At 34.1% G+C, this 14397-nt stretch carries 16 protein-coding genes; 11 read left to right on the top strand and 5 right to left on the bottom strand.

Going from position 1 to position 14397, the window contains the following annotated elements:
* The first annotated feature begins 184 nt into the window (after positions 1-184).
* From DMA14_RS14855 to DMA14_RS14845, 3 genes are all read left to right on the top strand, one after another.
* Positions 185-1600, top strand: a complete 1416-nt coding sequence (locus DMA14_RS14855; protein ID WP_111425379.1) for a sensor histidine kinase — start codon at positions 185-187, stop codon at positions 1598-1600.
* 11 nt (positions 1601-1611) lie between these two features.
* Positions 1612-2394 carry an enoyl-CoA hydratase/isomerase family protein gene (locus DMA14_RS14850; RefSeq protein ID WP_111425378.1) on the top strand — a complete coding sequence of 261 codons (783 nt, stop codon included), beginning with the start codon at positions 1612-1614 and terminating at the stop codon, positions 2392-2394.
* Between the two features lie 182 nt (positions 2395-2576).
* On the top strand, positions 2577-2975 hold the full coding sequence (locus DMA14_RS14845) for a hypothetical protein (protein WP_111425377.1): 399 nt from the start codon (positions 2577-2579) through the stop codon (positions 2973-2975).
* Between the two features lie 110 nt (positions 2976-3085).
* Here the strand turns inward: DMA14_RS14845 and DMA14_RS14840 are convergent, their stop codons facing one another.
* From DMA14_RS14840 to DMA14_RS14825, 4 genes are all read right to left on the bottom strand, one after another.
* Positions 3086-3400, bottom strand: a complete 315-nt coding sequence (locus tag DMA14_RS14840; protein WP_111425376.1) for a hypothetical protein — start codon at positions 3398-3400, stop codon at positions 3086-3088.
* A gap of 34 nt (positions 3401-3434) precedes the next feature.
* Positions 3435-4088 (bottom strand): metal-dependent transcriptional regulator, encoded by a 654-nt coding sequence (locus tag DMA14_RS14835; protein WP_111425375.1) that lies wholly within the window; start codon positions 4086-4088, stop codon positions 3435-3437.
* 84 nt (positions 4089-4172) lie between these two features.
* Entirely contained in the window at positions 4173-6041 is a 1869-nt protein-coding gene (locus DMA14_RS14830; protein WP_111425374.1) for an Nramp family divalent metal transporter, read from the bottom strand.
* A gap of 74 nt (positions 6042-6115) precedes the next feature.
* Positions 6116-6508 (bottom strand): Fur family transcriptional regulator, encoded by a 393-nt coding sequence (locus DMA14_RS14825; protein ID WP_111425373.1) that lies wholly within the window; start codon positions 6506-6508, stop codon positions 6116-6118.
* Between the two features lie 93 nt (positions 6509-6601).
* Between DMA14_RS14825 and DMA14_RS14820 the strand changes: the two genes are divergently transcribed.
* Together DMA14_RS14820 and DMA14_RS14815 are read left to right on the top strand one after the other, a co-directional pair.
* Positions 6602-6955 carry a MerC domain-containing protein gene (locus DMA14_RS14820; RefSeq protein ID WP_111425372.1) on the top strand — a complete coding sequence of 118 codons (354 nt, stop codon included), beginning with the start codon at positions 6602-6604 and terminating at the stop codon, positions 6953-6955.
* A 10-nt stretch (positions 6956-6965) separates the two neighbouring features.
* Complete coding sequence (locus DMA14_RS14815) at positions 6966-7871, top strand: NAD(P)/FAD-dependent oxidoreductase (RefSeq protein WP_111425371.1); 906 nt, start codon at positions 6966-6968, stop codon at positions 7869-7871.
* Positions 7872-7892: 21 nt separating this feature from the next.
* On the opposite strand, the gene DMA14_RS14810 is transcribed toward DMA14_RS14815, so the two are convergent.
* Entirely contained in the window at positions 7893-8108 is a 216-nt protein-coding gene (locus tag DMA14_RS14810) for a hypothetical protein (protein ID WP_111425370.1), read from the bottom strand.
* 112 nt (positions 8109-8220) lie between these two features.
* Between DMA14_RS14810 and DMA14_RS14805 the strand changes: the two genes are divergently transcribed.
* From DMA14_RS14805 to DMA14_RS14780, 6 genes are all read left to right on the top strand, one after another.
* Positions 8221-10473, top strand: a complete 2253-nt coding sequence (locus DMA14_RS14805; protein ID WP_111425369.1) for a TonB-dependent receptor — start codon at positions 8221-8223, stop codon at positions 10471-10473.
* Between the two features lie 232 nt (positions 10474-10705).
* Entirely contained in the window at positions 10706-11170 is a 465-nt protein-coding gene (locus tag DMA14_RS14800; protein ID WP_111425454.1) for a thioredoxin family protein, read from the top strand.
* 18 nt (positions 11171-11188) lie between these two features.
* Positions 11189-12373: a lycopene cyclase family protein gene (locus DMA14_RS14795; RefSeq protein ID WP_111425368.1), complete on the top strand. Its 1185-nt coding sequence runs from the start codon at positions 11189-11191 to the stop codon at positions 12371-12373.
* A 3-nt stretch (positions 12374-12376) separates the two neighbouring features.
* On the top strand, positions 12377-13174 hold the full coding sequence (locus DMA14_RS14790) for a tetratricopeptide repeat protein (RefSeq protein WP_111425367.1): 798 nt from the start codon (positions 12377-12379) through the stop codon (positions 13172-13174).
* A gap of 146 nt (positions 13175-13320) precedes the next feature.
* On the top strand, positions 13321-13767 hold the full coding sequence (locus DMA14_RS14785) for an ArsR/SmtB family transcription factor (RefSeq protein WP_111425366.1): 447 nt from the start codon (positions 13321-13323) through the stop codon (positions 13765-13767).
* Between the two features lie 128 nt (positions 13768-13895).
* Positions 13896-14306, top strand: coding sequence for a BrxA/BrxB family bacilliredoxin (locus tag DMA14_RS14780; RefSeq protein ID WP_111284876.1), 411 nt, complete (start codon positions 13896-13898; stop codon positions 14304-14306).
* Positions 14307-14397: the final 91 nt, after the last annotated feature.

The following is a 14397-nucleotide window of genomic DNA, read 5'->3' as shown; positions in this document are numbered from 1 at the left end:
GGTCAGTTTTTAGTGGTCAGTTTACAATCATTGTCTTTTAATTTTTTTTTATATTTTATAACTTTAAAATAAAGTTACACGTTTACAAAATAACTGAACACTAACAATCTGAACACTGAATACTAAAACTATGCTCAACTTCAAAATGTCAATGTTATCGCTTCGTACCAGGATTTTCCTGTCGATGATTGTATTGATTGTGGTGGCATCTTTTTTATTGGCTTCGATTTCGATTATTCAGTTTAAAACCGAGGCCAAAGAATACCATCAGGAACGTTTAGAACGAAAAGAAAATGCGGTAAAAGAACACATCAATTACGTTCTGGCAACTACAACGTATCCGTTAAAAACTCAGAATTTGGATTTAATTTTTAAAGATAAAATTCATGAGTTAGCGCAGATTCATAAAATTGAAATCAATATTTATAGTCTCGACGGAAAACTTTTAAAATCATCCAAAGAATCTTTTGCAGTTGATAAAATTGCGCCTCCAATTCCAGAATATATCCTAAAATTGGTTCGTTCTTCTATCGAAAAACGATTTGTGGATATCAAAACTATTGATGGAGTTAAGAACAGATCTTCATATAGTTTAATTAAAGACGAAAAGTTTAAACCGCTCGGAATTTTAAATCTTCCTTATCTGGAAGACGATGGTTATTATGATAACGAATTGAATACTTTCTTGATTCGTTTAAGCCAAGTATATTCATTTATGCTGATTGTGGCTTTTGCTTTGGCTTATTTTCTTTCTACTTATATTACAAAATCGCTGAAAACCATTTCTGAAAGATTAGAAGAAACCAATCTTGACCAGAAAAACGAAAAAATTGTTTTGGAAGCCAACAGCAAAGAAGTCAATTTCTTGATTACGGCGTATAACGGAATGGTGGATAAACTAGAAAAAAGTGCCATCAAACTTGCGCAAAGCGAACGTGAAGAAGCTTGGCGCGAAATGGCGAAACAAGTAGCGCACGAAATTAAAAATCCGCTTACGCCGATGCGTTTGACGGTTCAGAGTTTTCAGCGAAAGTTTGATCCGAATGATCCTGATGTCAAGCAAAAAATGAATGATTACTCCGAAACCTTAATTCAGCAGATCGATACCATGACAGCTGTGGCTTCGGCATTTTCAAACTTTGCTTCGATGCCAGCTCAGCAAAATGAAACCTTAAATGTGGTTGAGGTTGTAGAATTGGCTTTAGATATTTTCAACGAAGATTATATTTCTTTTGAAAAGGAAGAAGAAGAAATTATTTCCAAAATGGATCGTACGCAATTGATTCGTGTGATTACCAATTTGGTTAAAAATGCGACTCAAGCTATTCCAGAAAGCCAATTTCATAAATCGATTGTGGTGACTGTAAAAAGGCAGGATAATAATGTCGAAATTGCGGTAAAAGACAACGGAATCGGAATTCAAAAACAAGATATCGGAAGAATTTTCGAACCAAAATTCACAACCAAAACCAGCGGTATGGGACTTGGACTTGGAATTATCAAAAACATTATCGAAAATTACAAAGGAACAATTACCTTTGAATCAACTTACGGAAAAGGAACTACGTTTACAGTTTCTCTCCCTATCACCAACTCATAAAATATAGCGTCATGAATTACGAAAATATCTTAATTTCAATCGAAGAAAAAGTTGCTACAATTACGATTAACAGACCAACTAAATTGAATGCCTTAAACAAAGCAACAATTAGTGATCTGAGTAATGCCATTCAATTATTGGCTAAAAATGATGATGCTCGTGTTATTGTTTTAACCGGAAGTGGAGAAAAAGCTTTTGTAGCTGGAGCAGATATTTCGGAATTTGCCAATTATAATGTTGTCGAAGGCGCACAATTAGCAGCTGAAGGGCAAGAATCTTTATTTGATTTTATTGAAAACCTTAAAAAACCGGTAATTGCTGCTGTGAATGGTTTCGCTCTTGGAGGCGGTCTAGAATTAGCAATGGCTTGTCATTTTAGAATTGCTTCTGATAATGCAAAAATGGGGCTTCCAGAAGTAACTCTTGGTTTGATTCCAGGATACGGAGGAACACAGCGTTTGCCACAATTAATTGGAAAAGGCCGTGCAATGGAACTGATTATGACTGCCGCGATGATTACTGCCGAACAAGCAAAAGAGTACGGTTTAGTAAATCATGTTGTGCCTCAAGAAGAGCTTTTATCATTCACAAATGTAATTGCTCAGAAAATCATCAAAAATGCGCCATTTGCAATCGGAAAGGCAATAAAAGCCATCAATGCCAACTTTAAAGACGGTAAAAATGGTTTTGATACCGAAATAAAATCATTCGGAGAATGTTTCGGAACCGAAGATTTTAAAGAAGGAACAACGGCTTTCCTAGAAAAACGCAAAGCTGAATTTACAGGAAAATAAAATTTTCTTAACCGCAATCCCGATAGCTATCGGGAGCAAGGGATTACGCAAAGCACGCAAGAAAATTTAAAAACTTAGCGAACCTTGCGTAAATCTTTGCGACCTTTGCGGTTAAAATAATAGACAAAGGTTTTAAAAACTTAGAACCTCAGCATCTCAAAACCTTAGCACCTTAAAAAAAAATGTACGAACCAATATTTGCCCTTTTTTGTGAACGAGTTAAAGAAAGCATCCAAAGCGGAACTTTCGCAAAACTGACTTTGGCCAAAACCATGGGCGATACAGAACTTAAAAATGTGTATTTCAGATTGGTTCTCAATGAAGATAATACATTCTCAATTTCGCTGACTTTTAGATATAAAACAGAAGAAATAGAGAGTATTCACACATTAGATGAAGCCTTATTGATTTTAGGCACACACATCAAAAATCCTTTTTTAACTGCACTTTTATTTACAACTAATGACGATGTTACTTTCAAGGTAAATAAAAAGAATGCCGGAAGTATTATTGAGCAAGCACCAACTTTTAAAAATGCTTCGCCAGTTATGCTAGAAATGATTGAAAAAGGGATTGTTTAAAAGATCTTTTAGTTAATCCTGAAGTAAAGAAAATCATTGATGTGTTTTGAGGAATCAAAAAAATGGTTTTTGATTTCTAAGAAATTATTCTAAAATTTAACCCTCAATTTTTATTTGTTTTGTCGTTTTAAATTTTCAATTTGGCATTCAATATCAAATATTTCATTATTGATTTTTTGGAAATGCATATAACAGCCTACTGGGACTGCAAACAGAAAAATTAAAGCAAACAGTAAAACAGAATTGTGATAACCCATTCTATCAACTAACATTCCCTTTCTTAGAGGAATATATGGGCCAACAAAAGGAGTAATAATTCCAACGACAATTAATCTCCAAATTTTCCACTTTTCTTTTGGGAGTTTTTTTAATTGTGCTTCAAGATCTTTTATTTCCTTTTCTGAATTGATTTCAAATTCATCCATAAATTTATATGCTCGATTTTACTTTTTAGATGTCTTAAACCAACTTCACAAACAAATTAGAAGCAATTTTATTTGAAATAGATAATTCTCTATCATTCACTTTAATTTTTACCGATAGATCGAAAGATTCTTTAGAAAGCAATTCAATTTTTGAACCCAAAGCGATTCCCTGTTTGTCCAGATATTTCAAAAACTCTGACGAAGTATCTTTTACACCGACACAAACTCCCGCTTGATTCTCTTCAAGCTCAGATAATAGGTATTTCTCGATTTTAATGATTCGTCCATTTGCATCTGGAATTGGATCGCCGTGTGGATCTTCAGTCGGATTTCCTAGAAAATCGTCCAATCGGTTAATCAATTGTTCCGATTTGATATGTTCCAATTGTTCGGCAATATCATGAACCTCATCCCAGCTGAAATTTAGTTTTTCAACCAGAAATACTTCCCAAAGACGATGTTTTCTAACAATCATTTTGGCAGCCAGTTTTCCGTTTTCAGTCAAAGAAACCCCTTGGTATTTTTTATAATTAACCAAATCTTTCTCTGCCAGCTTTTTAAGCATATCAGTAACAGAGGAAGCTTTCGTTTCCATAATTTCTGCAATTGCATTCGTGCTGACTTCTGTTTCTGATGCAGCAGTCAGATGATAGATTGATTTTAAGTAGTTTTCTTCTGAAAAGGTCATTTCTTTTGAGGTTCAAAGTTACAAAGTTACAAAGGTTCAGAGGGAAAAAACTTTGTCCCTTTGCTCCTCTGAGTCTTTGCCCCTTTATTTAACAATCAACAAAGGTATTGAAATTTTATGTCTCAATTTATCTACCGTTGTGCCGAAAAGAATATCTTTTAGTCCAGTGTGGCCGTGGGTTCCCATAACGAGAATATCAAAATTTCCTTCGTTTATAATTTTCGAAATTACTTTGGTCGGTTTTCCAAAACCAAGTTCTGTTTTGATCTTAAACCCTTTTTCTGAAAGCATGTCTTTGTATTTCAGCAATAACTTTTCATCTATTGTGGTTTCGTAATCTTGTATATTAACTCCGTACATTAAGGCTCCGACCGTTTCTACAATGTGAATAAGCGTATATTCTGTGTCAACTCCACCCAATTCAAAGGCTTTATTCAAAGCGGCTTCGTCAGCATTTGAGAAATCTACAGAAACAGCAATATATTTAATACTCTTACTTTCTCTCGGTGAAAACTTCAATTTAAGATTGTGAGGTGAGTGATTTATAGCTTTTGATTTGAATTTAGCGATAAATGGTTTGAAAACAATGTACAGCAATAAAGCAGAGAATGCGATAGCTAATGGAACAACCGTAAACCAAAGAACCATTGGATTATCTGAATTTGCTAACCACGAAGTGATTTCGTCGTAAACCAATTTGGCATTCAAAGAAACAATAATAGACGCAATGATCCAGGAAACAATCTGAGTGGTTCTAGAAATATGAAAACCTTTCATTTTTGACTTATCACTCACAAAATGAATCAGCGGAATTATGGCAAATCCTAATTGTAAACTCAAAATGACCTGACTTAGAATAAGCAGTTTGCCTGTTACGCTTTCACCATAAATTAAAATCACGATTACGGCAGGTATAATGGCAATCAAACGCGTTATAATTCTACGAACCCAAGGCTGAATTCTAAAATGCAGATAACCTTCCATCACAATTTGTCCTGCCAAAGTTCCTGTTACGGTCGAACTTTGTCCTGCTGCTATTAAAGCTACCGCAAATAAAATCGGAGCCCATTTAGTTCCCAATAGCGGTTCAAGAAATTGATGCGCATCTTGAATTTCGGCAATTTCAAACATTCCGTTTTTATGAAAAGTCGCGGCAGCAAGAATTAAAATAGCTGCATTTACAAAGAAAGCAAGATTTAAAGCAATCGTAGAATCGATCAAATTGTATTTTAAAGCTTGTTTGATTCCCGCTGGAGTTCTATCAAATTTTCTCGTTTGTACTAAAGACGAATGCAAATACAAGTTGTGTGGCATTACGGTTGCTCCAATAATTCCGATCGCGATATACAAAGCCGCTGAATTTGGAATAGAAGGAATAAGTCCTGCTAAAACCTTATGTACTTCTGGTTCTGCAAAAATCATTTCGAAAATAAAAGAGAAGCCAATAATGGCAACTAAAGCAATAATGAAGGCTTCCATCTTACGAATTCCTTTATTGATCAGGAAAAGCAGTAAAAAGGTGTCTAAAACGGTAATTAGAACAGCTTCGAGTAGCGGAATTCCGAAAAGCAGATTAATCCCTATTGCCATTCCGAGAACTTCGGCAAGATCGCAAGCCGCGATTGCAATCTCAGCTAAGAAATATAAAATATAGTTGATGTATTTGGAATAGGTTTCTCGAGAGGCTTGCGCAAGGTCGCGCTGTGTTACAATTCCGAGGCGGGCACTCAAACTTTGCAAAAGCAAAGCCATTAAGTTACTCATCAATAAAACCCAGACTAAAGTGTATCCGAATTGGCTTCCGCCGGCAATATCAGTCGCCCAGTTTCCTGGATCCATATAGCCAACACTTACAAGATAAGCGGGGCCTAAGAAGGCTAAAATTTTTCTAAAACCTTTTTTTTTATTTTCTGTGGAAACCGATTCGTGGACTTCTTCTAAAGATTTGGTCATTGTAAAAGTATTGTTTTCACAAATATAGAGAAAAATTATATTCGCGAAACAATATTTTTAGACGAGTCTAAAAGTTAAATGTTAGAATTTAAACAATTCGGGCACAATCCCGACAGTGTAAAGTTAATCTCATTCACTTTATAATTGTGTGGCATAATGTAACTCGGTTTTACATTTTCTAGACATGTAATCTCATGACAATTCTCACAGCTAAAATGCGCATGATTATGAATGTGCACGCGCTGATGCGCATGATTGCATTTGGCATACTTTACCGTTCCGTCTAGATTCGAGATTTTATGAATTACATCTTCATTAATCAAACGGTCCAAAATTCTGTAAATGGTAACGCGATCGCACAAATCATTTAATTGTTTGTGAATTTCAGTGTGCGAAAGAGCCGTTTTAGATTTTTCAAATACCTCTAAAACAGCCGTTTTTGCTGCGGTATTACGTGTAGCTTTCATTTTTTGTGAAGTTAAAAATTAAACGCAACAATGTTGCAATTGATAAAATTGTATATATTTGCAACAAAATTGCATTAAGCAAATGTACACGAAATGAAGAAAATAAGCACATCTTTTTATGATATTTTAGGAATTTCAAGCGCAACCATCTGTTTGGTTCATTGTTTGATTTTTCCTCTTTTAACGATTCTACCTTTAGGGCTGAGTCACAACCCAATTATAGATTTACTATTTGCTTCGATAGGTTTATTTGCAATTCTCAAAATTATAAAAAAATCATCTCTTTTGGTATCGTCCATTTTGGTTGTTTCAATGGCTCTTATTTGGATTAGTGTTTTGACTGAACTTTTATTAGACATTCATCTTGATCTGATTTATTTCGGAGGATTCGGAATGATCATCGGGCATTTAATCAATTATAAATTACACAGAAAACAAAATCATTAAAAATAGAAATATGGAACAGAAGCATTTTGAAGTGATTATCATTGGCGGCAGTTACAGCGGATTATCTGCTGCAATGAGTTTAGGGCGTTCTTTGCGTCAGGTTTTGGTTATCGACAGCGGTTTGCCTTGCAACAGACAAACACCTCATTCTCATAATTTCCTTACACAAGATGGTGAAAAACCAGCAGCTATTTCGGCGAAAGCCAAATTGCAAGTTGACATTTATAAAACAGTTCAATTCTATAAGGGACTTGCAGTAAAAGCTCTTAAAACAGAAAATGGTTTCGAAATTGAAACGGAATCAGGAGAAATCTTTACAGCAAGAAAAGTTCTGTTTGCAACAGGAGTTAAAGATTTACTGCCAGAAATTGAAGGCTTTGCTGCGTGTTGGGGAATTTCGGTTTTGCATTGTACGTATTGTCATGGTTATGAAGTTAAAAACGAAAAAACCGCAATTATTGCCAATGGAGAAATGGGATTTGAATATGCCAAACTAATTTCCAATTGGACAAAAGACTTAAGATTGTGTACCAACGGAAAATTGGAATTGACTTCAGAACAAACTGAAATACTCAAAAAGAATGGAATTCAGATTTTTGAACAAGAAATAGATTCTTTTGAGCATAAGGAAGGTTATATTAAAAGCATCATTTTTAAGAATGGAGAAAAAGTTGAGGTAAAAGCGATTTATGCCAAACCACCTTTTGAACAGCATTGTCCAATACCTGAAATTTTGGGATGTGATATTAGCGAACAAGGTTTGCTGAAAGTAGATGCCATGCAGAAAACAAATATCGCTGGAGTTTTTGCTAGCGGAGATTGCACCACTCAAATGCGATCTGTAGCAATTGCAGTTTCTACAGGTTCTTTCGCTGGAGCAGTAATTAATAAAGAACTTATCGATGAGAATTTTTGATGCTTTAAACCCGAAAGGTTTTTAAAACCTGTCGGGTTTAATAGAAACAGTTGCATAGCCCCTAGCTTTAGCTAGGGGAATAAGGATTTGAATTAGAAAAGGCTTTAGCCAAAAATTATAGGTTTGGCTAAAGCCTTTTTCGTGTTTTTTATGTTTCATCCAGCTAAAGCTAGACGCTATTGAAATTTTAGCATATAGCTTTGTGTGAAAGCTAGCTTTTTCTATTTCTCTTTTCAAAAGGAATAAACATTTTTAACGGATTGAAATAGAAATGTTTTAAAAAAAATATTTCCAAATAATTGTTTGTCAAATTTAATTTTTAGTTTTGTCTAAATTTAATTTTATAATAATGAAATATTTATTTTTGGCAATATTGATAATTTCAACGAAAAGCATTTTTTCTCAAAATATTACTGGAAAAGTAACAAGTATCCTTCCTATTGATCAAGAAATTACCATTCGTGTGTTAAACACAAACTTTAGAACACAAATCGATTCTTTGGGATTTTATAAATTAGAAAATATCCCAAAAGGAACTTATAAAATAAACGTAACCTCAGCAGGATTTAAACCTATATCGCAAAGAATTTCACTTTTAGAAAATGAAAACTTGAATTTAGATTTTGAATTGGAGGAAGATCAAAATGAATTGAATGAAGTGGTTGTTTCGGGAACTTTAAAACCTGTAAAACGATTAGAAAGCGCTGTTCCCGTTGAGGTTTATTCGCCAGTTTTCTTCAAGAAAAACCCAACTCCTAGTATTTACGATGCACTTCAGAATATAAATGGCGTTCGTCCGCAATTGAATTGTGGAGTCTGTAATACAGGAGATATTCATATAAACGGATTGGAAGGCCCGTACACTTTAGTAATGATTGACGGAATGCCAATTGTGAGCAGTCTTTCTACGGTTTATGGTTTGTCTGGAATTCCGAATTCTTTGGTAGAACGAATTGAGATTGTAAAAGGTCCAGCTTCGTCTCTTTACGGTAGTGAAGCGGTTGGAGGTTTGATTAATATCATTACCAAAAACCCGACCAACGCACCTGTTTTTTCTGCCGATTATTTTACGACTTCTTATTTTGAAAGTAATCTTGATTTGGGAATGAAGTTTAATGCTGGGAAAAAAGCAATTTCTCTCATTGGTGTTAATTACTTCAATTACGATCAGGTTATTGATAAAGACAAAGACAATTTTACCGATGTAACACTTTCTGAACGCATTTCGGTTTTTAATAAATGGAGTTTTCAGCGAAATCAAAATCGTCTTTTTACCATTGCTGTACGCGGAATGTATGAAGATCGCTGGGGCGGAGACATTCGTTGGGACAAGAAATACCGTGGTGGAGATGAAATCTACGGCGAAAGCATTTACACTAAAAGAGCCGAATTAATTGGAAGTTATCAATTGCCGTTTGAAGAAAAACTGATGCTTTCGTTCTCTGGAAACGTCCATTATCAAGACAGCCGTTATGGAACAACATCTTATATCGCTAATCAGAAAATTGGATTTCTGCAGCTGACTTGGGATAAAAAAATCGGACGAAACGATTTACTGGCAGGAATTGCAAGCCGATATACATATTATGATGACAATACGACTGCAACCAAAGAAGCTGAAAACACTTGGCTTCCTGGAATTTTTGTTCAAGATGAAATTACATTTTCTCCAAAAAGTCAGGTTTTGCTAGGAATGCGATATGATTACAATTCTATTCACGGATCTATTTTTACGCCGCGATTTGCTTATAGATTTAAGGCTAATGAAAACACCATTTTTAGATTAAATGCTGGAACAGGGTTTCGTGTTGTGAATTTGTTTACCGAAGATCATGCAGCTTTAACAGGTTCTAGAGATGTTATTATTAAAAATGATTTAAAACCCGAACAATCTATAAATGTCAATTTGAATTATATTCAGAAAATCAACTTTGGAAACGGAACCTTTATGGGAATTGAAACAACTGCTTTTTACACAAGATTCAGCAATAAAATCATTTCAGATTATGAGACCAATCCAAACGAAATTATCTACGATAATATTGACGGTTACGCTTTAAGTCAAGGAATTAGTACGAATATCGATCTTAATTTTCCGTCGGGATTAAAGTTTATTGTCGGAGCAACAGTTTTGGATAATAAAAATGTGGAAAACGGAACTTCTGAAAGACCTTTTTTGACTGAGAATTTCACTGCAACATGGAGTGTTTCATACAAAATTCAGCCTTGGAATTTATCGATGGATTATACAGGAAATGTTTATAGTCCGATGAAATTGCCTTTGCTGAGCGAAACTGATCCGAGAAGTCCAAATTCGCCTTGGTACAGTATTCAGAATATTCAGTTTACTTATTCAGGATGGAAAGATTTTGAAGTTTATGGCGGAATCAAAAATCTGCTGAACTTTACACCGATGCAAAATAATCCGTTTTTGATTTCTAGAACAGACGATCCTTTCGACAAAAATGTGCAATACGATTCAGCCGGAAAAGTATTGGTAACGCCTGACAATCCATACGGATTGACATTTGATACGACTTATGTTTATGGGCAGAACCAAACTATTCGTGGATTTTTGGGATTACGATATACTTTTAGGTGATTTTTTTAAACACATAGAAACATAGTGTAACTTTGTGTAAAAAGGCGTTTCACTTGCATCAATTCACATAGCTATGTGTGGAAGCTAGCTTCTTTTGGACTCTTTAAAAGCAAAAAAATCTTTGTTTCTATGTGTTTAAAATTTTTTAGAAAGATTGTTTTCTCTGTCAGACTGAGCTAAGTGAAAAAATCCTTTCTAATCCTTTTAATCTGTGGCAAAAAAAAACAAAAAAATGAAAAAGCTAGTTCTACTTATTTACATCTTAGGAATAACTTCAACAGGATTCTGTCAATTAAAAAGCAGAACTTTTGAAGAAATAGACAGCTTACAACAAATTCAAAAAAGAAAAATCATTGTTTTTATCCATACCGATTGGTGCCAGTTTTGCCAAAGAATGAAAACTACAACTTTTAAAGATCAAGGAATTATAGAAAAACTAAACTCCGATTTCTATTTCGTTGATTTTAATGCAGAGGAAAAGCGAGAGATTAGATTTAATAATCACACTTTTAAATTTCAACCTTCGGAGAATAATGTTGGTGTCCATGAATTGGCGTTACAGCTTGGAACGATAAACAACCAAATAGCATATCCTATTTTATGTGTATTGAACGATAAGAATGAAATTATCTTCCAGTACAATAATTATTTGGCACTAAAAGATTTTAAAGCGCTGTTAGAAAATCTGGAAAAATAAATTTTCTTATTTTTGAAAATGAACTCTTCTCAAATTCCACATTTCGACTACATTTTTACTGGAACAGGACTAGCATCTTTGATGACGGTTTATAAAATGGTTTTGTCTGGAAAATTTTCCGACAAGTCGATTTTACTGCTCGACAAGAATTCGAAGAGAAGCAATGACAGAACTTGGTGTTTTTGGGAGAAAGAAGAAAGTTTTTGGAATTCGGTTATTTCAAAAAAATGGGATTCAGCCTTATTTGCCAATGAGAATTTCAAACGTGATATGGATCTCAAACCCTATTCATACAATAAAATCAATGGTTTAGACTTTTATGATTTTGTTTTCAAAACCATTTCAAAACAATCCAATATTACTTTTTTAAATGAAAAAGTAACCGATATCAACGAATTGGAAACGCACGTTTTTGTTGGAACAGAAGAGAATCGATATACTTGTAACCATCTTTTCAATAGCATTTATACTAAGGCTTTCGCCGAAAGGCAAAACAAATATCCCGTTTTACAACAGCATTTTGTGGGCTGGTTTGTAAAAACGAAAGAGGAAGTTTTCAATCCAGAAGAAGTTACTTTCATGGATTTTTCGGTGGAACAAAAAGGAAATACGCGATTTATGTATGTTTTGCCAACTTCAAAAACAGAAGCTTTGGTTGAATATACTTTGTTTTCGGAAAAATTGCTTCCGAAAGAAGAGTACGAAAAAGCAATTGAACTTTATCTGAAAAAACTAGGGACAGAAAACTACAAAATTCTCGAAAAAGAGGAGGGAAGTATTCCAATGACTTGTTATCCTTTTTGGAAGAAAAACACCAAACGTGTCCTGAATATTGGTACGGCTGGTGGCTGGACAAAAGCAAGTACAGGTTATACTTTTAAAAATGCAGATAAAAAATCATCAGATTTAGTTGAGTTTATTCAAAACAAAGATTTCAGAATGAAAGACTTTCATAAAAAATCTAGGTTTTGGTTTTACGATTTATTGCTTTTAGATATTCTCTATCGAAATAACGAATTGGGAATTTCCATTTTTTCTTCTTTGTTTAAAAAAGGAAATTCTGAATTGATTTTCAAATTCTTAGATGAAGAGACGAGTTTCTTTGAAGATGTTAAAGTTATTTTAAAGTGTCCAAAGATTCCGTTTATTAAAGCGTTATTTAGAGTGATTTTTCTTTCAAATAAATTTAATTCAAAAACGTAACCATTGAAAAACATTACTTTATTTAGTTTATTTTTTACTCTTTTATCGTTTGGGCAAGTTTCGACAAACAAGGCACATGATGCTATTGTGGAAGAATTTTTAAGCAATTGCGCCGAAAAACACAATTATATTTTTGAAATGACTGAATGGCAAGATTGTCTTGATCAAGGTTTGAAAAAAGATAGTACTGTTGCCTATTTATGGCAGCAGAAAGCAATGCCTTATTTTAAATGCAAAAAGTACGAAGTTGGAATGCCTTTTCTAGATAAAGCCGTCTTCTATAATAAAGAACGTTGGTTGTCGTATCGCGCTTTTATGAAATGCATTTTTTCTCACGAATATAAAGAGGCTATCATAGACTTCGATGAAGCCATAAAACTGTATGGAAATAGCTATGTTATGGACCATTCTTTTAATTTTTATAAAGCGTTATGCTATCTTCAGTTAAATGAATACGAAAAAGCAGAAAAGCTTTTGAATGATTATGTGAATGATATTTACAAAAACAGGCAGCAGCTGGAGCATCCCACGGCGTATTTTTATCAAGGAATTGCCAAGTATGAACTAAAAAAATGGGATGAAGCGATTGCTATTTTTGATAAGGCGTTGAAAATCTATCCTGAATTTTCAGACGCGAAGTATTATAAAGCAATTTGTTGGCTGAAACAAGGAAAGCCAAGAGAAGAAGTTGTTGCATTGGTTGGCATTGCAAGAGAAGACGCTGCTAAAGGGTTTTCAATTAATGAAGACAATACGATTTATGAGACTTACCCTTACCAGAAGAAGTTTGCGAAACAATAATCAGCAAAATCTATTTTTTAAAAGCAATATGTTCTTAAACTAAAAATACCTTATTCTTTTGCTTTAATAACTTTTTGAGGCTTTTGTAAGAATGTTCTCTGTCTAAATTTGTGATCCAAAACAACATCGGCTTTTTGCGATAATGAATGAATTTACAGGTTATGGGAATCACAAAAGAATTGAATTTTGATATAGAAACAGAAGCAATAGGAAAAATCTGCAAAGCTCTTGGACATCCTACACGAATCCAGATTATGACACTTCTGTGGAAAAGAGATAATAGAACTTGCGGCGAAATAGTCGGATTAATTCCACTGGCACAGTCTACAATATCCAAGCATCTTTTAGAACTGAAAAAAGCTAGTCTGGTTGATGTAAAATATGAAGGAAAAAAAACAATTTATTCTATTACCGTTGATAATATAGAAGTTCTTAAAAAGTATGTCAGCAATTATCTCTCAACTATTGAAATTTCTGAGCAGGATAAATCAACAGTTTTAGCAACAAGACATAAAATGAGAGGCAGAAATAGGCATTTGAAGCAATATAATTATCAATTTCCGCATAAAAATATTAAAGCGGAAGCGGTTTAAGTATTTTTAAAATACGTGATTTAAAATTTGATATCGAACTATAACAAAACTTTATACTTGAAAGTAACTAGTTGCGAGTAAACTTTGTAACTTTGCAGTTCAAAAGTAAAATTTTAAAAGACAAAAATATGTATCCACTAGACATGGTAAAACCAATGGAAGCTGAATTAACAGCTGCAGGTTTTCAAGACTTACATAGTGCTGAAGCTGTTGAGAATGCTATCAAAGCTGAAGGTACCACTTTAGTTGTTGTGAACTCTGTTTGCGGGTGCGCTGCAAGAAATGCACGTCCGGGAGCAAAAATGAGTTTAGATAATGCTAAAAAACCAGATCATTTAATTACTGTTTTTGCAGGTGTTGACAAAGAAGCTGTTGATGCTGCAAGACAACACATGTTCCCATTCCCTCCATCTTCGCCATCTATGGCTTTGTTTAAAAACGGAGAATTGGTTCACATGTTAGAGCGTCACCACATCGAGGGACGTCCGGCTGAATTAATTGCTGAGAATTTACAGGATGCGTTTAACGAGTTCTGCTAATTTAAGGGACTAAGGTTCTGAGCTACTGAGGTTCTAAGGTTTTAGACACAAAGTAGCATAGGCACAAAACATAAAAACAAAAGCACTATGA

This window comes from Flavobacterium sharifuzzamanii, from assembly GCF_003254585.1.
Classification (GTDB): Bacteria; Bacteroidota; Bacteroidia; order Flavobacteriales; family Flavobacteriaceae; genus Flavobacterium; species Flavobacterium sharifuzzamanii.
The sequence above is the reverse complement of the archived record's forward strand: the minus strand, read 5'-3'. Positions and strand labels throughout refer to the sequence as shown.